The sequence below is a fragment of the Phyllobacterium calauticae genome, assembly GCF_019991125.1.
Taxonomy (GTDB): Bacteria; Pseudomonadota; Alphaproteobacteria; order Rhizobiales; family Rhizobiaceae; genus Phyllobacterium; species Phyllobacterium calauticae.
The window spans coordinates 918,183-943,494 of record NZ_JAGENB010000002.1 but is presented as its reverse complement, the minus strand read 5'-3'; the positions used below and the strand labels follow the sequence as shown (position 1 = coordinate 943,494).

Sequence of the window (25,312 nt, the reverse complement as noted above, 5' to 3'; positions counted from 1 at the left end):
CCATCCGGAATCATGCTCGCTATGTCACGGCAATTGGCCGGCTGACACTGAAGGCAGAGACACGGAGTGGCAGAAGCGAAGCATCGCTGTGGTAACCGGAAAAGAATTTGGCGTGAGCAGACAGGGAATGTCGGCTGCGCTTTGTGTGAACGGCAGATGGCGCAGACAAGGCGCGTCGAGCCAGCCCTTTCGAGGGTGTTACCGCATAACCCCAAAGATCATTTTCGATTTTTGGATAAGGATTATGCGCAATCTTAGTTGTTACTGCGCCTCTGTGCGTCCGAAAAGACGCACGGCGCAGTAACGGGTCGGCAATGCTTCAGAGCATGCCATTCGTAGAGGTCGTTTCGTCAGGAACAGAAATGTTTGACACAGGCGTGACTATTACCGGCTTGAAAGCCGCGGGTGCTGAAAAGCAACACCGCGTGATGCCGTGTCTGTCTGTTTCTGCGAACCTTAATATATCCGGCAAATGTGAAACCGCGGCTCCGGCACCCCTATGGGCGTCCCGGTTGTCCCGCGTTTTGTGCGTTTCAGCCGGGGAGAAGAATCATAATGTCGGACAAAATGCTAATCGACGCCTCCCACCAGGAGGAAACGCGCGTTGTCGTGGTTCGCGGCAACCGGATTGAAGAATTTGACTTTGAGTCGGAACACAAGAAACAGATCAAAGGCAATATCTATCTCGCGCGTGTCACACGTGTAGAACCATCGCTTCAGGCAGCTTTCGTTGAATATGGCGGCAATCGCCATGGCTTTCTCGCGTTCAGCGAAATTCATCCTGACTACTACCAGATTCCGATGGCGGATCGTCAGGCCCTGATCGACGCGGAAGCCGAGGCAGCCAGCCAGGACGAAGACCACGAGGAAGCAGCCGGCGAGCAGCGCACCCGCGATCGCAACGATCGCGGACAGCGCAATCGCCGCCGCAGCCGTCGCGGCACGCGCCAGGGCGACGAATCGGTCAAGCTCGATTCGGCGGATGACGAGAACGCTGCCGCCGATGAAGCTGGCGACAGCCACGAATCATCAGAGCAGGCTGCATCGGATGAGAACCCCTCTTCCGAAAACAATGGCGGGCAGACACTTGCCGCCGCCATCGACGCCGATGTCATTTCGGAAGCCGTTGTCATTGACACCAACGATGCGGCTGACGCTGCCACGGATGCCGCTGAAAGGGCCGACGACGGCGACCACCAGCCGCGCCGGTCGAAGCGCCGGGCGCAGGACGACAAGGAAGAGCCGCATGACGAGCTCGATGAAGTCGATTCCATCGGTGCCGAAGATGCCATGGAAGAAGTTCCGACGCATCAGCGCTTCCAGCGCCGCCAGTACAACATCCAGGACGTGATCAAGCGCCGGCAGATCCTGCTGGTTCAGGTTGTCAAGGAAGAGCGCGGCAACAAGGGCGCTGCCCTGACCACGTATCTTTCGCTCGCCGGCCGTTATTCGGTCCTGATGCCGAACACCGCGCGTGGCGGCGGTATTTCGCGCAAGATCACCAGCATCCAGGACCGCAAGCGGCTGAAGGATATCGTCAAGGACCTCGAAGTGCCCAAGGGCATGGGTGTGATCCTGCGCACGGCCGGTGCAATGCGCACCAAGCCGGAAGTGAAGCGCGATTACGAGTATCTGATGCGCCTGTGGGAAAATGTCCGCAGCCTCACCCTCGCCTCCAGTGCGCCGACCCTCGTCTACGAGGAAGGCAGCCTGATCAAGCGCTCCATCCGCGATCTCTACAACAAGGACATCACGGAAGTGCTCGTCGCCGGTGAAAACGGTTACCGCGAGGCCAAGGACTTCATGCGCATGCTCATGCCGAGCCATGCCAAGGTGGTGCAGCCCTATCGCGAACTGACGCCGATCTTTGCGCGCAACGGCATCGAAGCGCAGCTCGACCGCATGCTGCAGCCGCAGGTGACGCTGAAATCCGGCGGTTACATCATCATCAACCAGACGGAAGCTCTGGTGGCGATCGACGTCAACTCCGGACGGTCGACACGCGAACATTCGATTGAAGATACGGCCTTGCAGACGAATCTTGAAGCGGCAGATGAAGTCGCGCGCCAGTTGCGGTTGCGCGATCTTGCCGGTCTGATCGTCATCGACTTCATCGACATGGAAGAAAACCGCAACAACCGTGCGGTGGAAAAGCGCCTGAAGGATTGCCTGAAGGACGATCGCGCCCGCATTCAGGTCGGCCGCATTTCCCACTTCGGCCTGCTTGAAATGTCGCGCCAGCGCATCCGCGCCAGCGTGCTGGAAAGCACCACGCAGATCTGCTCGCATTGCGGCGGCACCGGCCATGTGCGCTCCGCCTCCTCCATCGCGCTGCATGTCATGCGTTCGATCGAGGAATATCTGCTACGTCATTCGCAGAACAACATCATCGTTCGCACCACGGTTGCAACGGCGCTCTATGTGCTCAACCACAAGCGTCAGAACCTTGCTGATCTGGAAGCGCGTTTTGGCCTGACGATCAGCATCGAGGCCGACGAGAGCGTGGGTGCGCAGCATTTCGCCATCGACAAGGGTTCCATTGCGCTTGGTCCGATTGTTCCGCTGACTGAAACGCCGGCACTTGGCATCGTCGACGACTTCGACGAGACCGATCCGGTGATCGAGGATATCGACGAAGACGCCGACAGCGAAGCACAGCCCGGTGAAACCGCCCGCACGGGCGATCAGGACGAATCATCCCGCAAACGCCGGCGCAAGCGGCGGCGGCGCGGCGGTCGTGACCGCCAGGAAGCGGCAGCCGGTGAGCCCGGCCAGGCCGTGCGCGGTGACACCGATGGTGATGATGCGGATGTTCCGGCCGTCGAAGGCGAGGATGCAGCAGCAGCCAAAGCCCGCGAGGAAGAGAACGAACGCCGCAAGAAGCGCCGGCGCGGCCGTCGCGGCGGACGCAAGAACCGTCGTCCGGAAGATGGCGATGATCAGGAGATCGCTGCCAAATCCGTGCCCGATGCGGAACCGGTCTTCGTGACCATCCCTCTGCCGGATTTCAGCAAGCCAGCGGCCGTTGAAACCAAGGCGACTGCGGTTGAAGAGACGGTTGTCGTTGCAGACACCGTGGTTGAAGCGGAACCGGCGGTTGCCGAAGACGCTCCGGCCAAGAAGCCTTCCCGCCGCAAGCCGCGCGCCAAGGCGGGAGCCGAGCCGGTCGCAGAAGCCACAGCAGAGGCTGCGCCCGTCGAAGCCGAAGCCGAGGCTCCAGCCAAGCCGAAACGCGCACCGCGCAAGACCGCCAAGAAGGCGGTTGCCGAGGAAACGGTTGCCGAGCCTGCGCCAGCAGTCGAGGCGGAGGCGCCAGCTGCCGCTCCGGCGGAAATCCAGCCGGAACCCGCTGCCCCCGCAAAGGCGGAACCGGCAAAGGTGGAAAACAGCACGCCAGTCGTCACCTCCACCTCTCCCAAGGACAAGAAGGACGGCGAAGCGTCGCCGAAGCGCGGCTGGTGGCAGAAGAAGGGTTTCTTCTGAGAGCCAGAAACGCGTGGATAACTGAACTGGAGAACCGGCATCTTTGCCGGTTCTTCTTTATCAAGGCCCGCGCTATCCTTAAGCCGGGCCTCAGATTTGCCGGAATAATCCGCCATCTCACAAAAAAGAGAACACGGTTTGCTTCTCTTTCCTTCAAAGACCGACTTCGATACGAATAAGCCATGATGACAGTTCGACAGATCATTTCCCGTCAATCGTTGACTGCCATGGCGCGCAGCACGGTCGCGGCTCTCGTTGCGGGCGCTGTCAGCCTGGTCCAGACGAGCATCGCTGCGGCACAGTCCAACGTTCCCATCGTCCGCGATGCTGAAATCGAAGCGCTGGTGACCGACTACGCAACGCCGATCATCAACACGGCGGGTCTGGGCAAACGCGCCATTCGCATCGTTCTCGTCAACAACAGCAGTTTCAACGCGTTTGTGGATGGCCGGCGTATTTTCATCAACACCGGGGCGCTGCTGCAGGCCGAAACACCCAATGAGATCATCGGGGTGCTGGCCCATGAAACCGGGCACCTGGCGGGCGGACACCAGTTCCAGTTGCGCGAGCAGATGGCGCACGCCAAGACCATGGCGGTTGTTGCCGGGCTGCTTGGCCTCGGTGCAGCCGTTGCAGGGGCCGCGACCAAGCAAGGCGGCATGGCGCAGGCAGGGACAGGCGTGGCCATGGGCGGTACGGAGATGGCCATGCGCAGCCTGCTCAGCTATCAGCGCACCGAAGAAATGGCAGCGGATCGCTCGGCAATCACCTATCTCGCCAATACCGGGCAATCGGCGAAGGGCATGCTGACGACATTCGAGCGTTTCTCCAATGCCCTGTCGCTCAGCGGCACGCGCACCGATCCCTACCGCATCAGCCATCCCATGCCGCGCGAGCGCATTGCCAACCTGGAAACGCTCGCCCGCGCCAGCCCCTATTTCGACAAGACGGACAGTCCTGCGCTGCAACAGCGCCATGATCTGATGCGCGGCAAGATCGCCGCCTATACCGGCGGCGGCGCCAGCGTGCTGCAGAACTTCCGCAAGGACCCGAACAATATCGGCGCCCGTTACGGCAATGCCATCGCCACCTACCTCAACGGCTCGTCGCAGGAAGCACTCGGAAAGATCGATGCGCTCATCCGCGAGCAGCCGAAGAATCCCTACTTTCACGAAATGCGCGGCGAAATCCTCCTGAAGCAGAACAAGGTGATGGAGGCAGCGGCGGCCTACCAGAAGGCCAGCACGCTTGATCCGCGCAAATCGGGCCTGATCCGCATGGCCTATGGCCGCGCGCTGATGCTGAGCGGCACGCCGGCCAACCTGAAGGCTTCGATCAAGGAAATTCAGGCCGGGATCGACCGGGACCGCGAATTCCCCGACGGCTACGGCTATCTGGCGCAGGCCTATGGCCAGCTTGGCGACGGACCGCGTTCGGACCTCGCCGCAGCTGAGGAAAAATACTATTCCGGCAAGATCCAGGACGCACAGATCTTCGCCATTCGAGCCCAGCGCGCCCTTGCAAAGGGATCGCCAGACTGGGTTCGCGCCCAGGACATCATCAATTCCAAGCGCAATTGAGCATGATCATCCTGCTTTTTGCCAACACCGATACAAACAAGGACATGACGTTATGAAAAAAGTCGCTCTGGTAAGTGCATCCGCAGGCCTCGCGGTCCTGGCCGCACTCGGTTTCAGCCAACAGGCTGTCATGGCACAGACCAGCACGGCTGCAACGCCGCAGCCCGCCATGTCCTCCACCGTCAACCGCGCCGAAGTTGAGGCCATTATCAAGGATTACCTGATCAAGAACCCGGAAGTGCTGCTTGAAGCGCAGGCGGCACTCAGCGCCAAGCAGGAGGCCTCGCAGCAGCAGGCGCAGGGTCAGGTCATCAGTCAGAACCACGACAAGCTGTTCAACTCGTCGCTCGACGCCGTCTTCGGCAATCCCAAGGGCGATGTCACCGTCGTCGAGTTCTTCGACTACAATTGCGGCTACTGCAAGCGCGCCCTGCCCGACATGGACGCCCTGCTCAAGAGCGACCCGAAGCTGCGCTTCGTGATGAAGGAATTCCCGATTCTGGGACCCGACTCCACCAAGGCCCACATTGTCGCCAAGGCGTTCAAGGCCTTGATGCCGGAAAAATATCTGGAATTCCACCGCGACCTCCTCGGCCGTGACGGCCGCGCCACCGAAGACGCGGCGATGCAGATTGCGGTCAAGCTCGGCGGAAACGAGAAAGCGATCCGCGAAAAGATGAAGTCACCTGATATCGCCCAGGCCTTCCAGCAGAACTACGACCTCGCCAACGCCCTGAACATCAATGGCACACCGTCCTACATCATCGGCAACGAGGTGGTTCCGGGTGCCCTCGGTGCCGATGCACTGGCGGAAAAAATTAGCCATATTCGCAACAAATAGCGCTGCATTCATGCCAATGACTGCAGAAACCATTTGCGGACAGGCAATCGCGTGATTTTTCGGCTGGCGAACACGCGCTTTGTCAGGCAGTTTCGTCCGGTGGAGAAACATCGGACCTGCTACCTTCCTTGTGGATTGCTTCGCCATCCGGAAAAGAGAACTAGTTCCATTTGGCTATCCATTGCTCTATATGGGACCCGTCATCGGGTTCCGAAACCCGTCATTATGTCCGGTATGGTATGAAACAGCTGATCTTTGTCCTCAATGGCCCGAACCTGAACATGCTGGGAAAGCGTGAGCCGGGAATCTATGGCGCTTCCACGTTGAGCGATATCGAGGCTCTCTGCCGTGCCGAGGCGGAAAAGCTCGGCGCCGGGATCGAATTCCGCCAGTCCAATCATGAGGGTGATCTGGTTTCGTGGATTCAGGAGGCAGGCGAGAAAAACGCCGCTGTCCTGATCAATCCGGCTGCCTATACGCATACATCAATCGCATTGCATGATGCCATCCGCGCGGCTGCCGTCACGCTGGTGGAAGTTCATCTGTCCAATATTCACGCGCGCGAGTCATTCCGCCATCACTCCTACGTTTCCCCTTTGGCCAAAGGGGTGATATGTGGCTTCGGAGTGGATGGCTATGTGATGGGCTTGCGCGCACTCGTCAAAGCAGCGGCACCGCAATAACAAGGGCTGCCGAACAGAAATAAGGGGCTTGAAAAAGCATGGCTAGCAGAAACAACGGGATCGACAAGGTCATGATCCGCGATCTCGCAGAAATTCTGAACGAGACGGATCTTACCGATATCGAGATCGAACAGGGCGACCTGCGTATTCGCGTATCGCGGCAGATCACGATGCAGGCTGCGGCACCGCAGGCCGTCTATGCGCAGGCTCCCGCCGCCATCGCTGCGCCATCCGCGGTGCCGGCCGATGCCGCCAAGCCTGCCGGTGATCCGTCCAAGAATGCGGTTCCCTCGCCGATGGTCGGCACGGCCTACCTCTCCCCGGCGCCGGGCGCCCGCGCCTTCATCGAAGTCGGTTCGAAGGTCAAGGAAGGCCAGACGCTGATGATCATCGAGGCAATGAAGACGATGAACCAGATTCCATCGCCGCGCGCCGGTACCGTCACGGCCATTCTCATCGAGGACAGCCAGCCGGTCGAATACGGCGAATTGCTAGTTGTGATCGAATAAATCGAGAGCGTGATGTTTCAGAAAATTCTCATAGCCAACCGCGGCGAAATTGCCCTGCGCGTCCTGCGCGCCTGCAAGGAGCTCGGCATTCAGACTGTCGCGGTCCATTCGACCGCCGACGCCGACGCCATGCATGTCCGCCTGGCGGATGAAAGCGTCTGCATTGGACCGCCCCCTTCGCGCGAAAGCTATCTGAATATTCACCAGATCGTTGCCGCCTGCGAAATCACCGGCGCCGATGCCATCCATCCCGGCTACGGTTTCCTGTCCGAGAATGCCAAGTTCGCGGAAATCCTCGAAGCGCACGGCATCACCTTCATTGGCCCCACCGCAGCGCATATCCGCATCATGGGTGACAAGATCGAAGCCAAGCGCACCGCAAAGCGCCTGGGCATCCCCGTCGTTCCCGGCTCCGATGGCGGCGTGACCGATGACAAGGAAGCCGCGCGCATCGCCGCCGAAATCGGCTATCCCGTGATCATCAAGGCTTCGGCCGGTGGTGGCGGACGCGGCATGAAGGTGGCGCTGAGCGAAGACGAATTGTCCATCGCCCTGTCGACTGCCCGCTCCGAAGCCGGCGCAGCCTTTGGCGACGACGCCGTCTACATCGAAAAATACCTGCAGAAGCCGCGTCACATCGAAGTTCAGGTGATGGGCGACGGCATGGGCAAGGCCGTGCATTTGGGCGAACGCGACTGCTCGTTGCAGCGCCGGCACCAGAAGGTCTGGGAAGAGGCCAATTCCCCCGCTCTGAATGCGGATGCGCGCGACCGCATCGGCATGATCTGCGCCAACGCCATGGCCGATATGGGTTATCGCGGCGCCGGTACGATCGAGTTCCTCTACGAAAACGGCGAGTTCTATTTCATCGAAATGAACACCCGCCTGCAGGTGGAGCATCCGGTCACCGAAGCCATCACCGGCATCGATCTCGTGCATGAACAGATCCGTGTTGCCTCCGGCGGCGGTCTCTCCGTCACCCAGGATGAGATCCGCTTCCATGGCCATGCCATCGAGTGCCGCATCAATGCGGAAGATCCCCGCACCTTTGCACCCTCGCCCGGCAAGATCACCCATTACCACACACCAGGCGGCCTCGGCATCCGTGTCGATTCCGGCGTCTATACCGGCTACAAGATTCCGCCCTATTACGACAGCCTCATCGGCAAGCTGATCGTGCATGGCCGCAACCGCGTGGAATGCCTGATGCGCCTGCGCCGGGCGCTGGATGAATTCGTGGTGGATGGCATCAAGACGACCCTGCCGCTGTTTCAGGACCTGATCAACAATCCTGATATCGCCAACGGCGACTACGATATCCATTGGCTCGAAAAATATCTGGCCGGCGATACCGCTATTGCCGAAGAAGAGGCATGACGGGCAAGGACCCGGCAGAGACCTTCAAAATAGACCCCGAGTTGCTGCTGCGTGCCTATGCAACCGGGGTCTTTCCCATGGCCGAAGAGGCTGACAACCCGGAAATCTTCTGGGTTCGTCCGGAACGGCGCGGCATCATCCCCTTCGAGAATTTTCACGTTTCGCACAGCCTGCGCAAAACCATCCGCCAGGGGCGCTTCGATATCCGTTTCGATACGGACTTTACCGGCGTGATCGACGGCTGCGCCAGCGGCAGCGGCGAGCGCGCCCGCACCTGGATCAACCAACCCATCCGCGACGCCTATGGCAAGCTGTTTGCCCTCGGCCACTGCCATACGGTCGAAGCGTGGCAGGAGGATCGGCTTGTCGGCGGCCTTTACGGCATCTCGCTCGGATCGGCATTTTTCGGCGAAAGCATGTTCTCGCGCCAGCGCGATGCGTCGAAAGTCTGCCTCGTTCATCTGGTCAGCCATTTGATCGAAAAGGGCTTTACCCTGCTCGACACCCAGTTCACCACAACCCATCTGGAAAGCTTCGGGGCTGTTGAAGTTCCGCGACGGCAATACCAGAAGATGCTCGACAATGCCCTGGCGCAGTCAGCAGAGTTTTGAAACGTCATAGTCCTCGTGTGAATCTGTAGTATTGTGCCCCTGGCCGTAACTGTCGACGGGAGCAGACCGGCCGAATATTTTTCTGATGAACAGTGTCGGGTTGTGATCTCTCCATACGTCCTTGGACGGGAAGACCCAATCCATGCGAGGAGAACTGTTATGAAAATCAATGCCTATCTGAATTTTGACGGACAATGCGAAGAAGCATTCAAATTCTACGAGAAGGTTCTGAACGGCAAGATCCAGTTCATGGCCCGTTTCGGCGATATGCCGGAAGGAGCCCAGATGCCCGGGTCGGAACATCTGATCATGCACGTCCATATGACTGTAGGCGACAATGCGTTGATGGGTTCTGATTCACCGCCGCCATACTTCCAGAAAATGCAGGGTCTGCAGGTTGCCCTTCATCTCGACTCCCCGGAAGAAGCCGACAGAATCTACGGCGCATTGAGCGAGGGCGGCAACGTCACCATGCCTATCGGCGAAACCTCCTGGGCGATACGCTTCGGCATGCTGGTGGACCGTTTCGGCACACCCTGGATCATCAACCACGCCAAACCGATGTAATCTGGTTTGGGCAGTTGATCCCGGTGCTCAAGTGCCGGGATCGATCAGCTTTTGGCTGGCGCGGGAACATCCGAGGACTGCTTGCAGCCTTTGAGCCAGACGTCGTACACGGGATGCTCGACGGCATTGAGACCGGGGCTGTCGGCAAACATCCAGCCCGAGAAAATCTTGCGGATCTTGCGGTCGAGGGTGATTTCATCCACTTCGACAAAGGTATCGGTTTTCGGTGTTTCCGTATCCGGACGCGTGTAGCAAACACGCGGCGTCAGCTGCAGCGCGCCGAACTGAACCGTCTCGTCGATATAGACGTCAAACGAGGTGATTCGTCCGGTGATCTTGTCGAGCCCGGAAAAAACAGCGATCGGATTGGAAATCTTGTCGTCGGCGGCATGCGCCGGTGCGCAAAGGCCGACAGCCATCAAACCGGCCGCGAGAAGACGGGCTTTGTTCTGGAACAGAAAGGACAAGTTGGGACGGATCATTTCAATTCCGGCTGTGTTCAGGCTGACGGGACAGTTTCATACCAGCCCGTCGATAATCGCCAATTGTGGCAGAAGAAAATCCGCTCAGGATCCCGGTGTCCACGCATCATAATCGCCCGTTACCGCAGGACGATTGTCGCCATGGGCAATGGAGCCCTTCGGACGGTAGGCAGCGGCGGAACCGGTCAGGTTCGGCTGGTGGGTCTTTTCCCAGGCATGCGCCTTGTAGGTTTCACGCGATGGCGGCGTTTCGGCACGATGATGGATCCAGCCGTGCCAGCCTGCAGGAATGGCCGACGCTTCCGCATAGCCCTTGTAGATCACCCAGCGGCGCGTGCGGCCTTCGGAATCCTGCGTGCCTTCGTAATAGACATTGCCGAACTCGTCCTCGCCGACTTTCGTACCCTTGCGCCAGGTAAAGACGCGCGTACCGATCGTCTGACTGTTCCACCAGGTGAAAAACTGTAAAAGGAAGGTCTTCATTGCAATCCTGCTTCGAACTATGTCGTTCAACTCTTCGGGTTATGGCCGTATCGCCGGGCGATAGCAAGGGTCAAGTTGCCGCTGGCACGGCTTCCACGAGCATTTTGAAACCGGCATGGCTCTTCTTGAACCCCAGCCTTTCATAGAACCGATGCGCATCCACGCGCTTGGCGTTCGACATCAATTGGATCAGCCCCACGCCGCGTGCCTTGCCCAGCGCAACGCAATGCTGGATCAGCTTGGCGCCGATCCCCTTGCCGCGCAGGTCGCTGCGCGTCTGCACCGCGCCGATGGTCATGTTGGTGGTGCCGCGGCTGGGCAATGTCGTGGTGAACGTCACCTGCGCCGTGGCAACGACTTCACCGCCCAGCACGCCGACAATCAGCTCGTCGCAATTGCTGGCTTGGATCGCATCGAAGGCGCGCTCATAGTGCGGGAAAAATTCGGGATCAGTCGTGTCACCATGGCCGCCGAGCACATCCTCGGCGAAAATCGCAATCAGCGCCGGCAAGTCCGCGCGCTCGGCACGGCGAAAAACGGGCTCAGCGGCAGAGGTCACGGTGCAAGCTCATAGCCTGACAGGGATTTTTCCATGACCAGCACGGAAATACCGGAATTGGCTTCGCCCCAATTGTCCGTCCGCGCGCCGGTCAGATCAAAGCCCCGGCTTTCATAGAAGCGGCGGGCCTTCTGGTTCGATTCGATCACTTCGAGCTGCAGCATGAACACGCCGGGGAAAGCGCTTTCCACTTCCGCAAGCAGCAGCGAACCCACGCCGTTGCTCTGCTTTTCCGGATGCACATAGAGCTGGTTGAGCAGCGCCAGCTTGTGATCCTTTTGCGAGGCATAGGCCATGCCGTAGAGGTCGGCGCCATCATCGGCAAGAATGAACTCGGAATAGGGTTTTGCCAGCTGCTTTTTCAAGGCATCCAGCGAGTGGTAGCGATTGGTGACCGCATTGACCTTTTCGACGCCGTAGACATCGTCATAGGTGGCGTGCCAAGTCTCTACGAGCAATTCACGGACAGTTGCCAGATCGTCCTTCGTCGCGCTTCGAATCCACATGCTTTAATCGACAATCCCGAGTTTTGCCTTGACCAGATCGCTGACAGCCTGCGGATTTGCCTTGCCACCAGTGGACTTCATCACCTGCCCGACAAACCAGCCGGCCATGGTGGGCTTTGCCTTCGCCTGCTCGACCTTATCAGGATTCGCGGCAATGACATCATCCACGGCTTTTTCAATCGCACCGGTATCGGTTACCTGCTTCATGCCGCGCTCTTCGACCAGCGCGCGCGGATCGCCGCCCTCGTTCCAGACAAGCTCGAACAGGTCCTTGGCGATCTTGCCGGAAATCGTGCCTTCCCTGATCAGGTCGATAATACAGCCGAGCTGATCCGGCGACACGGGCGACTCTTCGATGCCCTTGCCGGCCTTGTTCAGCGCGCCGAGCAGATCGTTGATCACCCAGTTGGCGGCAAGCTTGCCGTCGCGGCCTTCGGCCACCGCTTCGAAATAATCGGCAATCGCCTTTTCCGTCACCAGAATGGAGGCGTCGTAGACGGAAAGGCCGAGCACTGAAACAAGCCGCGCCTTCTTGTCATCCGGCAGCTCCGGAAGGTCGGCCCGCAGCTCATCGACATAGGACTGCTCGAATTCGAGGGGCAGAAGGTCGGGATCCGGGAAATAGCGATAGTCATGCGCTTCTTCCTTGGAGCGCATGGAGCGCGTCTCACCCTTCACCGGGTCGAACAGGCGTGTCTCCTGATCGATCGATCCGCCATCCTCCAGAATGGCGACCTGCCGGCGGGCTTCATAGTCGATCGCCTGCCCGACGAAGCGGATGGAGTTGACGTTCTTGATCTCGCACCGCGTTCCGAATTCCCCGCCTGGTTTGCGCACCGAGACGTTGACGTCGGCACGCATGGAGCCTTCGTCCATGTTGCCGTCGCAGGTGCCGAGATAGCGCACGATGGTGCGCATCTTGGTGAGGTACGCCTTGGCTTCGTCGGCCGAGCGCATGTCCGGCTTGGAGACGATTTCCATCAGCGCCACGCCAGAGCGGTTGAGGTCCACGTAGGACATGGTCGGGTTCTGGTCATGCAGGGATTTTCCGGCGTCTTGTTCCAGATGCAGACGCTCGATGCCGATCTCGATATCCTCGAACTGCCCCTTGTTGTCAGGACCGACCGAAATGATCATCGTGCCTTCGCCGACGATGGGCTGTTTGAACTGCGAAATCTGGTAACCCTGCGGCAGATCCGGATAAAAATAGTTCTTCCGGTCAAAGACCGATTTCAGGTTGATCTGCGCCTTCAGGCCAAGACCGGTGCGAATCGCCTGGCGCACGCACCATTCGTTGATGACAGGCAGCATGCCGGGCATGGCGGCATCGACCAGCGATACATTTTCGTTGGGTTCGGCACCGAATGTCGTGGAAGCGCCGGAGAACAGCTTCGAATTGGATGTGACCTGCGCATGCACTTCCATGCCAACGACAATTTCCCAGTCGCCTGTGGCACCGGAAATGAAACGCTTGGGTTCGGGCGTACGGGTATCAACGAGAGTCATGCTGGGCTGTCATTCCTGGCTAAATTTGTCTGTCTACTGGCTAGTCGAAACAGCCCCGTGAGGCAAGTGTTTCTCCATCCTGAAGCCGCGCGATTGCGGAAATGCGCCGCTTCGGCCTGTTTTTCCGGCGCAGCAATGCTAGGCTCGATTCCAGGCAGCGGTGATCGGGAGCGGATCGCCCGACACATTCGGAGGACACCGATGCAGAACATTTATGGCCTTGCCATCCCCGAAACCCTTGCCGAAACGATCAGGCCCGAAACAACGGCGCTGGTCGTCTATGACATGCAGGTCGGCATATTGCGGCAGATGCAGGACGGCGGCGCCATTCTGGAAAAGGTGCTGCAAACCCTCGATATCGCCCGGTCCGCCGGTATCCGCATCTTTTTCATGCGCCATATGTCCCTGCCCAAGAAAATGGCTGGCGTATTTCAATACAAGCAGATGATGGCGTGGCAGCGCCAATCATCCGCTCAAAATGTCGAGCCATGGTTCCTGCGCGACAGTCCCGGCTTTGCACTTGCCCCGGAACTGGCCGTTCGCGATGACGAAGCCATTCTCGACAAGATCACGTTCTCGGCGTTCGAAGGCACGCCGCTGGCCATCGCCATGCGCGACTGCGGTCTCAAGAGTTTCATCATCTGCGGTATCGCCACGGAAATCGGCATTGATCCGACGGTTCGTCACGGCGCCGATCTTGGCTTCATCCCCGTCGTCCTGACCGATGCCTGCGGCGGCGGCCACGCGGAAGCGGCGGAGCGGTCAATGGCCAACCTGGCCTATATGGGCGACGCGATGCTGTGCACGGTCGGGGAACTCTCTGCAGCGGTTCGATAGACCAAGGGATATCAAGTGCGTGGTTCGTGGTTCGTGGTTCGACAAGCTCACCATGAGGGAGGTGGTTTGGTGCAAGGTTGGTCACAAACGTTGCAGAATAGTGCTCCCTGCAATCCTCGACTTCCCTCATGGTGAGCCTGTCGAACCACGCATGATTGTTCTGCAACGCTCTTCTCCGTTGCCACGCCCGCTTTCGCGTCTGGCCGTTGAAAGGTGGGAAAGACGGGCGGTCCCTGGAACGCGGGTCTTGGGGTATGTGGTATGCAATGCTTGCGATCCTGGGGACCACCCGCCCCGGCGTTTTTGAGGGTTTTTGCCCAATGCGCAACCATTGAGCCAAACCTCCCCGGCCGCACAGGTTTTCCTCCCTGTGAAGCCGAAGCGCCGATCCTTTCCCGACTTTCGAAAGTTTCCGGAAGCATTCCCGCCGGAAAGGACAGGGATGAGAATAAAGGAGGTTTGCAAGTGTTGGATAAGTTGGTGTGATTTTTATTTGGGGTGGCAAAACTGCGGTGCGTGGTTCGACAAGCTCACCATGAGGGAGGTGGTTTGATTGCAGCCCACAAACTTCCCTCATGGTGAGCTTGTCGAACCACGCACCACGAACAATGCAAATGCCCTCCAAATCGCCTAGCCCGCCAGCATTTCCCGCAGCACCATCCGCTTGAACGTTTCGACAAGCGCATCGCCTTCCCTGCGGTCGACGGAAATCGCCAGATGCATGGTGGCTTGGCCCAGCTGCATGATCAGGAAGCTGGAGCTTTCGAGCGTCGCCCTGTCCGCCGCCGGGTTGATGCGCAAACGCGCCTCGGCAAGCACGGCGCCATTCAGGCGGCTGTCATGCAGATCGATATCGCGCAGCGCCTTGTCCGCCTGCGTTCCCGACCAGATGTCGCGCATGACGGGTTCGGCCAGAAACATCGCGTGATACGTATCGATCAGTTCTGCAAAAGATGACTGCAAGCCATTCATATCACTGACGTTTTGCAGTGCATCAGCAATGCATTCGCGCCCCAGTGCATTATACCTTTCCGCCAGCGTCCGGATGATCGATCCCTTGTCCGGAAAATACTGGTAGAGCGACCCGATCGATATTTCCGCCATCTGCGCCACATCGCTCATGCGCATGGCGTCGCTGCCGCCCGTGGCGATGAGCGTCGAGGCGCAGGACAGAATACGCTCCACCCTCTCCCTGCTGCGCCGCTGCGTCGGCTCCTTGCGCGGCATGGTGGCTTCCCTGTCGCCGGAGGCAGGCACAACAGACGCAATCTCGTTCATGGGCAGGATCTCCAAGGTTCTCAAATTCCGCTTGACTCGCAGAATATGAGGATTTATCACATATTGCAAATGTGAGTATTACTCATATTTTTACAAGGGAGATCACCATGACCAGCAGCAGCAGCATGTCGACAGCAAAACCCATTCTTATCGTCGGCGGTACGGGCAAGACCGGACGCCGTGTGGCGGAACGGCTCACGGCGCGGAACCTGCCCGTGCGCATCGGTTCGCGCAGCGGCAACCCGGCCTTTGACTGGGAAGACCGCAATACCTGGCTTCCCGTGCTTGACGGCGCCAAAGCCGCCTACATCACCTATTATCCGGACATTGCCATTCCCGGTGCGACACAAACCGTCGAGGCGTTCACGCGGCTTGCCGTGGACAATTGCGTGAAACGGCTCGTGCTCCTGTCGGGGCGCGGCGAACATGAAGCCCAGCGTGCCGAAAAGGCATTTCAGGATTGCGGCGCCGACTGGACCATCGTCCGCGCCAGCTGGTTTGCCCAGAATTTCAGCGAAAACGTCATGCTGGCCTCCATTCTTGCCGGCGAACTCGCCCTGCCGGTCGGCGATGTGGGCGAGCCGTTCATCGATGCGAACGATATTGCCGATGTGGTGGCGGCAGCGCTGACCGACGATCGTCATATCGGCCAGCTCTATGAAGTCACGGGGCCGCGTCTCTTGACTTTTGCGCAAGCGACGGAAGAAATCGCCAGCGCCGTGAAACGCGATATTCGCTATGTGACGATCACGCCGGAACAATTCTCGCAGGGGTTGGCGCAGGAACAGCTTCCGCCTGAAATCGTCGGCCTGCTCAATGAACTCTTCACCCAGGTGCTTGACGGGCGCAACGAATACCTCGCCGATGGCGTGCAACGGGCGCTGGGCCGCGCCCCGCGTGACTTCTCGCACTACGTTCAGGAAACAGCAGCGACCGGCATCTGGTCGGATATTTCGGAGGGACAGTAACATGTGGCTACCTATTCTCACCCTTTTGGCCGCCCTGGGAAGCGGCCTGATGGCAGGGTTGTTCTTCGCCTTTTCAAGCTTCGTCATGACCGCGCTGGCCAAACTGCCAGCCGAACAGGGTATCGCCGCGATGAATTCGATCAACGTGACGATCCTGAATTTCTCGTTCACGCTGGCCTTTTTCGGCACCGCGGCGATCTGTGTCGTCCTCGGCGTGGTCAGTGTCATGCGCTGGGGTGAATCCGGGTCGCTGGCGCTGCTGGCCGGCAGCGTGCTTTTCCTTGTTGGCACCATCATTGTCACCATGGTGTTCAACGTGCCGCTCAATGACACGCTGGCTGCGGTCAGCCCGACAAGCGCCGAAGGCGCCAGTGCATGGACGACCTATCTGAATGACTGGCTGCCGTGGAACCATGTGCGGACAGTGGCAAATTTCGCAGCCCTCGCCGCCTTCATCTTCGCTTTCGCCCAGCAGTCGCAGGCATGAAGCATCCGGTAAGCTGAAACGTTTATCCGCTCTGCCCAGACAATCGAACCCGGCCGTCCCCACGGCCGGATTTTCATTTCCGGCATCTGTAAAAAATCACGCTTGCGACTAACATAAGTCTATGCTTATGTATCGGCATGTCCGAAGTCGATATATTCAAGGCCCTTGCCGACCCCACCCGCCGCGCCGTGTTCGAACGGCTGGCCGATGGCGAGAAGAATGCGACCGAGCTGCGCGAGGGTTTTTCCCTTTCACAGCCCGCCATGTCGCAGCATCTGGCCGTCTTGCGCTCCGCCGGCCTTGTCGCCGAGCAGAAGTCGGGCCGCCACGTTCACTACCGGGTCAATCCCGACGGCCTGGCGCAACTGCACCAATGGCTCCACCGCTACCGCGCCTTCTGGCCGCAGCGCGTCGATGAGTTGAAACAGCTTTTGAGGGAAATGGATCAATGACCAGCGAAACAGCGCAAGCCGATACCGCACTGCGTTATGAATATGATCTGGATGCCGCGCCGTCAAAAGTCTGGCGCGCGCTGACCGTACCGGAATTCGTTGCCCGCTGGCTGCTGCCCGACCCGCAGGCGCCGCAGGAGCCACCGCGCATTTCGCTTGAAATGATCGAAGCCGATACGGAACGTTTCGTGCGTTATTCCATGCGCGAAGAGGATGATGCCGTGGCTGACAGCATCGTCACCTTCCGGCTCAACCCCAATGGTTCGGGCGGCACCATTTTCAGCATCGTGCATGAACCGGTCGCCCTGGCGAAGCCGGTTGGCCGCACTGCCGCCAATGGCAACGTGCCGCCGACCACCATGCGCCTCGCCGCTTAAACGCACAGAAATTCAATTGATGAAGGAGTGTTCGCCATGCGCGACATGATGCAGCTCGTCCCTATGGTCGTGGAACAATCCAGCCGTGGTGAACGGTCATTCGATATTTTTTCCCGCCTGCTGCGGGAAAGGATCGTCTTTCTTAACGGTCAGGTGGAGGACGGCATGGCGGCGCTGATCTGCGCGCAATTGCTGTTTCTTGAATCCGAAAATCCGAAAAAGCCCATCTCCATGTACATCAACTCGCCCGGCGGCGTCATCACGGCGGGCCTTGCCATCTACGACACGATGCAGTTCATCACCTGCCCGGTCGCCACGCTGTGCATGGGCACGGCGCGCTCCATGGGTTCATTCCTGCTGATGGCGGGCGAACCCGGCCACCGCGCCGCCCTGCCCAATTCGAGCCTGCATGTGCACCAGCCGCTCGGCGGGTTTCAGGGACAGGCCTCGGATATTTTCATTCAGGCGCAGGAAATGGCGGTGGTCAAGCAGCGCATGACCCGGCTCTATGCCGAGCATTGCGGCCGCACGGTGGAAGAGGTCGAGAAAACCCTCGATCGCGACCATTTCATGACAGCGCAGGAAGGCCTCGACTGGGGCCTCGTCGACACGATCATCAGCAAACGCGACGGCAGCCCCTTGCAGCTTCCCAGTGCCTGACGACGGGCCACATCGACTTTGACATCGCCGTTTTCTTCTTTTATACGGCTCGTCCACACCGATGGAGTGTTTATGTCTAATCAGTCTGAGTCCCTCTAAAGCCCCAGCTTCTTTGAAGGTTGGGGCGTGAAAACAGGAGCCCCGCGCCAAAGTTCTTTGGCAGCGGACGTGTTCTCATGGGCTTTTGCCCGTTTTCCCAGGACTTGGATCAATGGATATTTCGCGCGACGAACAGCGCATACTTCACCTGCTTGCCCAGGGCGGCAAAATCTTGCTTGAAAAAGATGAGCGCAAGGCCATCACGGATATCATCTGCCTGACCCGCGATGGTGCCCGCTACACAGCCTGCGACCTCAGGCTCTTCCGCAAACTCAAACAGAAAAAGGCCATCGCCTCCTCCGGCGGCGGCCCTTACCGGGTGACCCGGCGCGGCCTGCAACTGGTGCGCTCGGAGCTCGACAACCGGTAAAACAAACCGGGCAGCGGCACCGTCAGGTGCCGCCGCTCACTCCCGCAAGGCAGGAAAGACCATCACGTTATATTTTCAAAAATCTTCCGGTTCCGGAATCCGGCCAAAGGCAATCTTGGAGCCGATATAATTGCCGGGTCCGGTCGTCAGCCCGAGATTGAGCGCCTTGGAGCCATGGCGCACGCGCACCCTGTCGAGCAGGTCCGAAACGCGTTCCCATTGGCCGCGCTGCTCGGTCATCCCTCGCGTGTCGAACAGATCAAGGCTTGCTTCCGTCTCGCCGGAAAGATCATGCAGCACGACGGTGACCGAACTGACCTTCTTCATTTCACCTGCCTTGATCAATTTCTCATGCAAATCATTGAGACAATTGAGAAAACTGTGATCATCCCGCGCCGGGCGAAACTGGCCTTCCACCGTCACGCGGCTATCCCAGCGTGTCCCGACGGTATAGCTGAGCGCTCCGGCACGGTAATGCGACCGGCGCAAACGCCGCGCGGCGCTGAGGCACAGCAGCCGCGCGCATTGCAGCACCCTGTCCGGCGCCCGCCAATCCGGCGGCAGATTGCGGCCGTGGCCGAACATGCGTTTGACGGTCTCCGGCTTTTCCACGGCGTAACCATGCAGCGCCGCAACAAAACGCTCGCCCTCGACACTGTTCCAGATCGCGCGGGCATGTTTGGGCGCCAGCGCCCAGAGACCACGCACGTCGATCACGCCGGACTGCCCCAGGCGCTGTTCCATTCCCTTGGAGATACCGGGCAGATCCTTCAACCTGAGGTCGAACAGCCGTCCCGGCAGGTCATCATGATCCAGCACCACGCAGCCATCGGGCTTGTCCATTTCAGCGGCGATCTTGGCAAGAAGCTCGTTGAGGGAAACGCCGATCGAACAGGTCAGCACCGCGCCCATTTCATCGTGCAGCGCCCGCTTGATGCGCGTCGCCAATCCCTGCGGGTCCCTGGCCTCGGAGGCCAGCAGCGTGCACGCCACCTCGTCAATCGAGCGCACGGCGGCAATCGGCACGCAGGTCTCGATGGTCGACAGAATCTGGTTGTGCATCTTCACATAGACATCGGGCCGCGCTTCGAGAAACACGATATCCGGGCAGAGCGCACGGGCATCGCGCACAGAGGTGCCCGTCTTGATGCCGAAGGGTTTTGCCTCGCGGCTGGCGGCAATGACGCTTGTATGCGGCGAATCCAGCGGCACCACCGCGATGGGCCGGTTGCGCAGCGCCGGATTGAGCTGCTGCTCGGCGCTGGCAAAAAAGCTGTCGAAATCCAGATAGAGCTTTTCCAGATGGGTCGGTTTACGCATGGGTTCTGTTCTCGCTGCAGAATGAGAACAAAAATAGAACATGCAACCGTTCAATGCAAACTGAATCAGGAAATGCCGCTATCCCTGCTGACACACGGTCAAGCCCGCGCGGCATCCATGATGCGGAACTGGGTGGTTGTCGAGCCGTTCCAGTGGTTCAAGGCCAGATTACCCGCCACATGCATGGACTGGCCGAGATTGCCGAACAGAAAATCACCCAGCGGCCCGCCCGTTGCACGAAACGCAATCGCGTTGATACGCTTGCCGTCTGCGCCCGCCAGCGTCGCCTTGACATGGTTCGTCCCGACGGTGCGGGCATCGACAAGCCGGTGGTGCGGCAGCACCAGCACCGGCTGCGGGTGGCCGGAACCAAACGGCCCGGCCCGCTCCATGGTCTCGTAGAGCGGCACCGTTGCGCCGGATGCGCTGAGCGCGCCGTCAATGGCCAATGACTGGTTCTCGCGCAGCTGGCCGACCATTTCGGCCGCCTGCTCCTCGAAGAACGCCCGCAGCGCGCCCATCTTGCCGCGCTCCACCGTGATACCAGCCGCCATGGCATGGCCGCCGCCTTTGACCAGCAGCCCGGCATCAACGGCGCTGCGCACCAGTTTTCCCAGATCAAACCCGCTGATCGAACGGCCGGAACCGCTGCCGGTGCCGTTGACGTTGAAGGCGATGGCAAAGACCGGGCGCCGGGCCCGTTCCTTCAGCCGCGCCGCGATCAGGCCGACAATGCCCGGGTGCCAATCGTCGCTGGCCGTCACCAGAACGGCGGGTCCGCCACCGCTCGACATTTCCAGCATCGCTTCGGCTTCCGCCTGCTCCAGCATCACGGTTTCCATCGCCTGCCGCTCTGTGTTGAGCCGGTCAAGCTCGGCGGCAATCCGCGCCGCCTCGTTCGGATCGTCCAGCGTCAGCAGCCGCGCGCCGAGCCCGGCATCGCCGATGCGCCCGCCCGCATTGATGCGCGGACCGATGAGATAGCCGAAATGAAAGGCGCTGAGCGGTTCGCCGATGCGCGAAACCCGCGCCAGGGCGGCCAGCCCGGCATTCTGTTGCGCCCGCGCCACCAGCAGCCCCTTGACCACGAAGGCGCGGTTCAGCTCCTTCAGCGGCACCACATCGCACACGGTGGCAAGCGCCACCAGATCGAGCATCGACAACAGATCAGGCGCCAGCGTTCCCGTCGCAATGCGCTGCGCGCGCAACGTGCGCAGAACCTGCACCAGGGTGAGGAACACCACCCCTGCCGCGCAAAGATGGCCCTGCCCCGACAAATCGTCCTCGCGGTTGGGATTGACCACCGCCGTGGCGGCAGCCGGCAGTTCGCCGCCGACCTGATGATGGTCGAGGACGACCACGTCGGCACCCGCCTCGCGCGCAGCCTCGATGGCCGCCGCACTGTTGGTGCCGCAATCCACCGTCACGATCAGGGAAGCGCCATTTTGCGCCAGTTCGCGCATGGCCTGCGGATTGGGCCCGTACCCCTCGAAAATCCGGTCGGGAATATAGATATGGTTGGCAACACCGTAATGGCTGAGAAAACGCGAGAGAATGGCCGATGAACAGGCGCCATCCACATCGTAATCGCCGAAAATCGCCACCTTCTCGTGTTTGCCGATGGCCTGCGCGATACGACCGGCCGCTTTTTCCATATCGGTCAGCGATGCGGGATCGGGCATCAGGCCTTTGATGGTCGGATCCATGAAAGCGGGCGCATCGTCCACCCCGACGCCGCGCCCGGCGAGAACGCGGGTGACGAGATCTGGAAAACCATGGTTCTGCGCCATGGCGAGCGCGATATTGGCTTCACGCGGTCCCAGCCGGTCAACCCATTTCAGACCGGTTGCAGAATGTTCAATGCCGAGGAAAAGCCGTTCTGGTGCCATGCAAGGGTTCAATCATCCGGCCGCGCCGAATGCAATGCTCCGAACGATCAATCCGGTGCACAAACGCGCAATTACTGCGGGGCTGTCGCGGGTGCGACCTGACCATTGACCGCCGGTGCCCCCAGATCATTCATCGTCGTGGCAATCGAGGTCGCGAAATCGGCAAGGCTGCGCTCGGCCGCATCCTTGCTGCCCTTGGCGTAATTGGCAACGGGCTGGATCAGCAGATAGCGGCTGTGCATGCCGATCACACAGACCAGGAAGGCGTGCTTCTCCTGTGCCGCATCCGCGGTGACGCACGGCATTGCCCGGCCTGCGCTGTAGGGCAGCGTTGTCTGCACCGCGATTTCGCCGGGCTGGGTCGAATGGTACTGGGTGGCCTTTTCAAAGAGATCGCGCACAACGGGATCGTCGGGACCGTCCTTGATCGGATAGGCGGCATCCTTGTTGCTGGCCCTGACGCCAGCCATCGTCACCGTCGCCCTGGCGTCAACGGCTTCATATTCGGCCGTCACGCTGAAATCCTGCGGATTGACGCTGTGTTTGACGAGGGTAAAGGGTCCGACCATCTGCGGAAACCGGTCGGCAATCGAATTGGAGCGATAGCCTTGAATGAGATCAAGGTAAGGATCCTGCGCAAAAGCACCGTTCAGCGAGCCCAGAAGAACGAGCGTTGATACAAGGCAACCGGTTATTTTCGTTCGGATATTCATGGCTGTTCCACCGATCTGAACTCCCGCTCTGAAAATACCTCAAAAAGCATGGCCTCAATAGGGCATTTCCTATTGAGCCATTAACGCAGTTAACAAAATGCCCTGCAGCCCGAAGGAACTGCAGGGCAAAAAGTGTTTCAAATACCAGTTCTTACTGGAATTTTGTCATGTCCTGGTGTTTCGCCTTGATCTCGCGCACGGTCTGCGAATGCGAACGCATGACGATCGTGTGGGTCTGGATATAGTCGCGGGCGAATTTCACGCCGGACAGCATATTGCCGTCGGTGACACCCGTGGCTGCGAACAGCACGTCGCCCTTGGCCATTTCTTCCATGGTGTAGATCTTCTTCGGATCGCTGATGCCCATCTTGGCGGCGCGGGCAATCTTGTCGTCGCTGTTGAGCTGCAACCGGCCCTGCATCTGGCCACCGATGCAGCGCAGAGCCGCTGCGGCAAGAACGCCTTCCGGTGCACCGCCGATGCCGATGTAGATATCGATGCCGGTTTCATCGGGATCGGTGGTGTGGATCACCCCGGCAACATCGCCATCACCGATGAGGCGGATGGAGGCGCCGGTTGCGCGCACTTCCTCGATCAGGCGCGCATGGCGCGGGCGGTCCATGATGCAGGCGGTGATCTCATTGATCGGAACGCCCTTGGCCTTGGCCACAGCCGCAATGTTTTCCGCCGCAGGCGCATCGAGCTGGATGATGCCGGCGGGATAGCCCGGTCCGACGGCAATCTTTTCCATGTAGACGTCGGGTGCGTAAAGCAGGTTGCCCTTTTCGGCAATCGCGATCACGGCGAGTGAGTTGGGCAGGTTCTTGGCGCAGATGGTGGTGCCTTCAAGCGGATCGAGCGCGATATCGACCTCGGGGCCTGTGCGCGTGCCGACTTCTTCACCGATGTAGAGCATCGGCGCTTCGTCGCGCTCGCCCTCGCCGATCACCACGGTACCGCTGATGGGAAGACGATTGAGTTCCTGACGCATGGCATCCACGGCAGCCTGATCGGCAGCCATTTCATCGCCGCGCCCGCGCAGACGGGCAGCGGCAACGGCGGCACGCTCGGTCACGCGGACGAGCTCAAGGGTCAAAATACGGTCGAGGCCCATCGAAGTCTGGTCAGAAGTTTTCGGCATAATCTATCCTGCGTTCGTGTGGGAATTACCCTTTTGCGGATCAACAGGGTACTTCCTAGCATTGCTGTGCAAACCTTTTGTCAAAGTCGCAGAGCAGCGGCAAGACCCCGCCGGCAGGAAAGTGCCTTCACCGAAAAAGCTAATCGATTAAACGGGGTAGCGGCCGTTCACGAAGCAATACAAGCCTTTTACAAACGGTCATGGGCCGGCTGTGTCAGCCGGCGCGTTCGATGCGGATCATCTGCGGCTTGTCCGTGGAATGACCATCCTTCACGATGCCCTCAAGCGCCTTCTTGACAGCCGCCTCGGTGGTTTCGTGCGTGACGAGGATGACTGTCTTGGTCGCATCCGGGTGGCTTTCCGCACTCTGACGCTGGACGATGGATTCCAGCGAAATGTCATTGTCGGCCATACGCTTGGCAATCGCCGCAAAAACGCCGGCGCGGTCATGCACGGTCAGACGGATGAAGTATCCGCCCTCGTGCGAGCGCATTTTGGCGCGCTTGTAGGGCGCCAGCGATTTTGCCGGCGTCCCGAAGACGGGGCCATGCTGGAAGCCCGGACGGCTCTTGGCGATGTCGGCGAGATCACCGATGACGGCGGATGCCGTGGCGGCACCACCGGCGCCCGGACCCGACAACAGCAGTTCGCCGAGAAGATCGGTTTCGATAGCGACAGCATTGGTCACGCCATGCACCTGCGCAATCACCGATTCGACCGGCACCATGGTCGGATGCACACGCTGCTCGATGCCGCTGTCTGTCTTCAGCGCAACGCCAAGCAGCTTGATGCGGTAGCCAAGTTCATCGGCGGCCTTGATATCGGCCAGCGAGATATTGCTGATCCCTTCGAGATAAATGTCATCGGCGGCAATCTGCGTGCCGAAGGCAAGGCTGGTCAGGATCGCCAGCTTGTGCGCGGTGTCGTTACCCTCGATATCGAATGTCGGATCGGCTTCCGCATAGCCGAGACGCTGGGCATCGGCGAGGCAATCCTCGAAGGAGATCCCCTCGTCCCACATCCGCGTCAGGATGTAGTTGCAGGTGCCGTTCATGATGCCGTAGACGCGCGACACGGTGTTGCCCGTCAGGGACTCGCGCAAAGCCTTGATGACGGGAATGCCGCCAGCCACCGCCGCTTCGAAGTTGAGCAGGACGCCCTTCTCCTCGGCAATTTTGGCAAGAGACACGCCATGCTTGGCAAGAAGCGCCTTGTTGGCGGTAACCACGTGGCGGCCGGATTTCAGCGCCGCCTCGACGGCAGCGCGCGCCGGACCCTCGTCACCACCGATCAGTTCGATGAACACGTCGATATTGTTCGACTTGGCCAGGGCGACCGGATCGTCGAACCATGTGGCCGACGAGAAGTCCACGCCGCGATCCCGCTTGGCATCACGGGCGGACACGGCGGTGACGATGATTTCCTTGCCGCACTGACGGGTGAGCATCTCGCCCTTGTCCCGCAAAATTTTCAGGACCGAGGCACCAACAGTGCCCAGTCCGGCGATTCCCACGCGCAGCGCATCACTCATCGT

The 25,312-nt window shown here is 59.8% G+C and carries 26 protein-coding genes; 15 read left to right on the top strand and 11 right to left on the bottom strand.

Annotated features, from left to right (window positions below):
* Positions 1-555 precede the first annotated feature (555 nt).
* From J1W56_RS10495 to J1W56_RS10460, 8 genes are all read left to right on the top strand, one after another.
* Positions 556-3,483, top strand: a complete 2,928-nt coding sequence (locus J1W56_RS10495; RefSeq protein ID WP_223613210.1) for an Rne/Rng family ribonuclease — start codon at positions 556-558, stop codon at positions 3,481-3,483.
* A 185-nt stretch (positions 3,484-3,668) separates the two neighbouring features.
* Positions 3,669-5,063: a M48 family metalloprotease gene (locus tag J1W56_RS10490; RefSeq protein ID WP_374042643.1), complete on the top strand. Its 1,395-nt coding sequence runs from the start codon at positions 3,669-3,671 to the stop codon at positions 5,061-5,063.
* Between the two features lie 52 nt (positions 5,064-5,115).
* Positions 5,116-5,904 (top strand): DsbA family protein, encoded by a 789-nt coding sequence (locus tag J1W56_RS10485; protein ID WP_223613208.1) that lies wholly within the window; start codon positions 5,116-5,118, stop codon positions 5,902-5,904.
* Between the two features lie 239 nt (positions 5,905-6,143).
* Positions 6,144-6,587, top strand: coding sequence for a type II 3-dehydroquinate dehydratase (gene aroQ, locus J1W56_RS10480; RefSeq protein ID WP_105732638.1), 444 nt, complete (start codon positions 6,144-6,146; stop codon positions 6,585-6,587).
* A gap of 38 nt (positions 6,588-6,625) precedes the next feature.
* Positions 6,626-7,096, top strand: a complete 471-nt coding sequence (accB, locus tag J1W56_RS10475) for an acetyl-CoA carboxylase biotin carboxyl carrier protein (protein ID WP_223613207.1) — start codon at positions 6,626-6,628, stop codon at positions 7,094-7,096.
* Positions 7,097-7,108: 12 nt separating this feature from the next.
* The gene (gene accC / locus J1W56_RS10470) at positions 7,109-8,473 is read left to right on the top strand and encodes an acetyl-CoA carboxylase biotin carboxylase subunit (RefSeq protein WP_223613206.1); all 1,365 of its coding nucleotides are present in this window, start codon (positions 7,109-7,111) and stop codon (positions 8,471-8,473) included.
* A complete protein-coding gene (gene aat / locus J1W56_RS10465) occupies positions 8,470-9,084 on the top strand; it encodes a leucyl/phenylalanyl-tRNA--protein transferase (RefSeq protein WP_404928115.1) in 615 nt (204 codons plus the stop codon). The genes accC and aat overlap by 4 nt, the downstream gene beginning before the upstream one ends.
* A gap of 159 nt (positions 9,085-9,243) precedes the next feature.
* On the top strand, positions 9,244-9,651 hold the full coding sequence (locus tag J1W56_RS10460) for a VOC family protein (RefSeq protein WP_223613205.1): 408 nt from the start codon (positions 9,244-9,246) through the stop codon (positions 9,649-9,651).
* A gap of 44 nt (positions 9,652-9,695) precedes the next feature.
* On the opposite strand, the gene J1W56_RS10455 is transcribed toward J1W56_RS10460, so the two are convergent.
* The 5 genes from J1W56_RS10455 to gatB all read right to left on the bottom strand — a co-directional run bounded on the left by J1W56_RS10455 (position 9,696) and on the right by gatB (position 13,187).
* Positions 9,696-10,133, bottom strand: coding sequence for a DUF2155 domain-containing protein (locus J1W56_RS10455; RefSeq protein WP_404928114.1), 438 nt, complete (start codon positions 10,131-10,133; stop codon positions 9,696-9,698).
* 84 nt (positions 10,134-10,217) lie between these two features.
* Positions 10,218-10,616: an NADH:ubiquinone oxidoreductase subunit NDUFA12 gene (locus tag J1W56_RS10450; RefSeq protein WP_223613204.1), complete on the bottom strand. Its 399-nt coding sequence runs from the start codon at positions 10,614-10,616 to the stop codon at positions 10,218-10,220.
* Between the two features lie 70 nt (positions 10,617-10,686).
* Positions 10,687-11,175, bottom strand: a complete 489-nt coding sequence (locus J1W56_RS10445) for a GNAT family N-acetyltransferase (RefSeq protein ID WP_223613203.1) — start codon at positions 11,173-11,175, stop codon at positions 10,687-10,689.
* Entirely contained in the window at positions 11,172-11,681 is a 510-nt protein-coding gene (locus tag J1W56_RS10440; protein ID WP_223613202.1) for a GNAT family N-acetyltransferase, read from the bottom strand. The genes J1W56_RS10445 and J1W56_RS10440 overlap by 4 nt, the downstream gene beginning before the upstream one ends.
* Positions 11,682-11,684: 3 nt before the next feature.
* Complete coding sequence (gene gatB / locus J1W56_RS10435; RefSeq protein WP_223613201.1) at positions 11,685-13,187, bottom strand: Asp-tRNA(Asn)/Glu-tRNA(Gln) amidotransferase subunit GatB; 1,503 nt, start codon at positions 13,185-13,187, stop codon at positions 11,685-11,687.
* 201 nt (positions 13,188-13,388) lie between these two features.
* Here gatB and J1W56_RS10430 point away from each other — a divergent pair, with 201 nt between their 5' ends.
* Positions 13,389-14,024 (top strand): cysteine hydrolase family protein, encoded by a 636-nt coding sequence (locus J1W56_RS10430; RefSeq protein WP_223613200.1) that lies wholly within the window; start codon positions 13,389-13,391, stop codon positions 14,022-14,024.
* 630 nt (positions 14,025-14,654) lie between these two features.
* Here the strand turns inward: J1W56_RS10430 and J1W56_RS10425 are convergent.
* Positions 14,655-15,302 (bottom strand): TetR/AcrR family transcriptional regulator, encoded by a 648-nt coding sequence (locus J1W56_RS10425; protein WP_223613199.1) that lies wholly within the window; start codon positions 15,300-15,302, stop codon positions 14,655-14,657.
* 107 nt (positions 15,303-15,409) lie between these two features.
* Here J1W56_RS10425 and J1W56_RS10420 point away from each other — a divergent pair, with 107 nt between their 5' ends.
* From J1W56_RS10420 to J1W56_RS10395, 6 genes are all read left to right on the top strand, one after another.
* Positions 15,410-16,270 (top strand): Rossmann-fold NAD(P)-binding domain-containing protein, encoded by an 861-nt coding sequence (locus tag J1W56_RS10420; protein ID WP_223613198.1) that lies wholly within the window; start codon positions 15,410-15,412, stop codon positions 16,268-16,270.
* A gap of 1 nt (position 16,271) precedes the next feature.
* Positions 16,272-16,757 (top strand): anthrone oxygenase family protein, encoded by a 486-nt coding sequence (locus tag J1W56_RS10415; protein ID WP_223613197.1) that lies wholly within the window; start codon positions 16,272-16,274, stop codon positions 16,755-16,757.
* 137 nt (positions 16,758-16,894) lie between these two features.
* Complete coding sequence (locus J1W56_RS10410) at positions 16,895-17,209, top strand: ArsR/SmtB family transcription factor (RefSeq protein ID WP_223613196.1); 315 nt, start codon at positions 16,895-16,897, stop codon at positions 17,207-17,209.
* Positions 17,206-17,586, top strand: coding sequence for an SRPBCC family protein (locus J1W56_RS10405; protein ID WP_223613195.1), 381 nt, complete (start codon positions 17,206-17,208; stop codon positions 17,584-17,586). Before J1W56_RS10410 ends, J1W56_RS10405 begins: the two co-directional genes overlap by 4 nt.
* A 36-nt stretch (positions 17,587-17,622) precedes the next feature.
* Entirely contained in the window at positions 17,623-18,246 is a 624-nt protein-coding gene (locus tag J1W56_RS10400) for an ATP-dependent Clp protease proteolytic subunit (RefSeq protein WP_223613194.1), read from the top strand.
* 211 nt (positions 18,247-18,457) lie between these two features.
* Entirely contained in the window at positions 18,458-18,715 is a 258-nt protein-coding gene (locus tag J1W56_RS10395; RefSeq protein WP_223613193.1) for a YjhX family toxin, read from the top strand.
* A 75-nt stretch (positions 18,716-18,790) separates the two neighbouring features.
* Here J1W56_RS10395 and J1W56_RS10390 read toward each other — a convergent pair whose 3' ends face one another.
* From J1W56_RS10390 to J1W56_RS10370, 5 genes are all read right to left on the bottom strand, one after another.
* Positions 18,791-20,035 carry a Y-family DNA polymerase gene (locus tag J1W56_RS10390; protein ID WP_223613192.1) on the bottom strand — a complete coding sequence of 415 codons (1,245 nt, stop codon included), beginning with the start codon at positions 20,033-20,035 and terminating at the stop codon, positions 18,791-18,793.
* A gap of 98 nt (positions 20,036-20,133) precedes the next feature.
* Positions 20,134-21,924 (bottom strand): single-stranded-DNA-specific exonuclease RecJ, encoded by a 1,791-nt coding sequence (recJ, locus tag J1W56_RS10385; RefSeq protein WP_223613191.1) that lies wholly within the window; start codon positions 21,922-21,924, stop codon positions 20,134-20,136.
* Between the two features lie 71 nt (positions 21,925-21,995).
* A complete protein-coding gene (locus J1W56_RS10380; protein WP_223613190.1) occupies positions 21,996-22,637 on the bottom strand; it encodes a hypothetical protein in 642 nt (213 codons plus the stop codon).
* A 151-nt stretch (positions 22,638-22,788) separates the two neighbouring features.
* The gene (gene glpX / locus J1W56_RS10375; protein ID WP_223613189.1) at positions 22,789-23,778 is read right to left on the bottom strand and encodes a class II fructose-bisphosphatase; all 990 of its coding nucleotides are present in this window, start codon (positions 23,776-23,778) and stop codon (positions 22,789-22,791) included.
* 214 nt (positions 23,779-23,992) lie between these two features.
* Entirely contained in the window at positions 23,993-25,309 is a 1,317-nt protein-coding gene (locus J1W56_RS10370) for a homoserine dehydrogenase (RefSeq protein WP_223613188.1), read from the bottom strand.
* Between the last annotated feature and the right edge of the window lie 3 nt (positions 25,310-25,312).

Bases quoted from the DNA above. Each gene is read 5' to 3' on its own strand.
- J1W56_RS10410 (WP_223613196.1), top strand. From the start codon at position 16,895: ATGTCCGAAGTCGATATATTCAAGGCCCTTGCCGACCCCACCCGCCGC.
- accB (WP_223613207.1), top strand. From the start codon at position 6,626: ATGGCTAGCAGAAACAACGGGATCGACAAGGTCATGATCCGCGATCTC.
- aroQ (WP_105732638.1), top strand. From the start codon at position 6,144: ATGAAACAGCTGATCTTTGTCCTCAATGGCCCGAACCTGAACATGCTG.
- J1W56_RS10395 (WP_223613193.1), top strand. From the start codon at position 18,458: ATGGATATTTCGCGCGACGAACAGCGCATACTTCACCTGCTTGCCCAG.
- J1W56_RS10440 (WP_223613202.1), bottom strand. From the start codon at position 11,681: ATGTGGATTCGAAGCGCGACGAAGGACGATCTGGCAACTGTCCGTGAA.
- J1W56_RS10495 (WP_223613210.1), top strand. From the start codon at position 556: ATGTCGGACAAAATGCTAATCGACGCCTCCCACCAGGAGGAAACGCGC.
- J1W56_RS10405 (WP_223613195.1), top strand. From the start codon at position 17,206: ATGACCAGCGAAACAGCGCAAGCCGATACCGCACTGCGTTATGAATAT.
- glpX (WP_223613189.1), bottom strand. From the start codon at position 23,778: ATGCCGAAAACTTCTGACCAGACTTCGATGGGCCTCGACCGTATTTTG.
- J1W56_RS10390 (WP_223613192.1), bottom strand. From the start codon at position 20,035: ATGCGTAAACCGACCCATCTGGAAAAGCTCTATCTGGATTTCGACAGC.
- J1W56_RS10370 (WP_223613188.1), bottom strand. From the start codon at position 25,309: ATGAGTGATGCGCTGCGCGTGGGAATCGCCGGACTGGGCACTGTTGGT.
- J1W56_RS10455 (WP_404928114.1), bottom strand. From the start codon at position 10,133: ATGATCCGTCCCAACTTGTCCTTTCTGTTCCAGAACAAAGCCCGTCTT.
- J1W56_RS10420 (WP_223613198.1), top strand. From the start codon at position 15,410: ATGACCAGCAGCAGCAGCATGTCGACAGCAAAACCCATTCTTATCGTC.
- J1W56_RS10425 (WP_223613199.1), bottom strand. From the start codon at position 15,302: ATGAACGAGATTGCGTCTGTTGTGCCTGCCTCCGGCGACAGGGAAGCC.
- J1W56_RS10380 (WP_223613190.1), bottom strand. From the start codon at position 22,637: ATGAATATCCGAACGAAAATAACCGGTTGCCTTGTATCAACGCTCGTT.
- accC (WP_223613206.1), top strand. From the start codon at position 7,109: ATGTTTCAGAAAATTCTCATAGCCAACCGCGGCGAAATTGCCCTGCGC.
- gatB (WP_223613201.1), bottom strand. From the start codon at position 13,187: ATGACTCTCGTTGATACCCGTACGCCCGAACCCAAGCGTTTCATTTCC.
- J1W56_RS10490 (WP_374042643.1), top strand. From the start codon at position 3,669: ATGACAGTTCGACAGATCATTTCCCGTCAATCGTTGACTGCCATGGCG.
- J1W56_RS10400 (WP_223613194.1), top strand. From the start codon at position 17,623: ATGCGCGACATGATGCAGCTCGTCCCTATGGTCGTGGAACAATCCAGC.
- J1W56_RS10460 (WP_223613205.1), top strand. From the start codon at position 9,244: ATGAAAATCAATGCCTATCTGAATTTTGACGGACAATGCGAAGAAGCA.
- J1W56_RS10485 (WP_223613208.1), top strand. From the start codon at position 5,116: ATGAAAAAAGTCGCTCTGGTAAGTGCATCCGCAGGCCTCGCGGTCCTG.
- aat (WP_404928115.1), top strand. From the start codon at position 8,470: ATGACGGGCAAGGACCCGGCAGAGACCTTCAAAATAGACCCCGAGTTG.
- J1W56_RS10415 (WP_223613197.1), top strand. From the start codon at position 16,272: ATGTGGCTACCTATTCTCACCCTTTTGGCCGCCCTGGGAAGCGGCCTG.
- recJ (WP_223613191.1), bottom strand. From the start codon at position 21,924: ATGGCACCAGAACGGCTTTTCCTCGGCATTGAACATTCTGCAACCGGT.
- J1W56_RS10450 (WP_223613204.1), bottom strand. From the start codon at position 10,616: ATGAAGACCTTCCTTTTACAGTTTTTCACCTGGTGGAACAGTCAGACG.
- J1W56_RS10430 (WP_223613200.1), top strand. From the start codon at position 13,389: ATGCAGAACATTTATGGCCTTGCCATCCCCGAAACCCTTGCCGAAACG.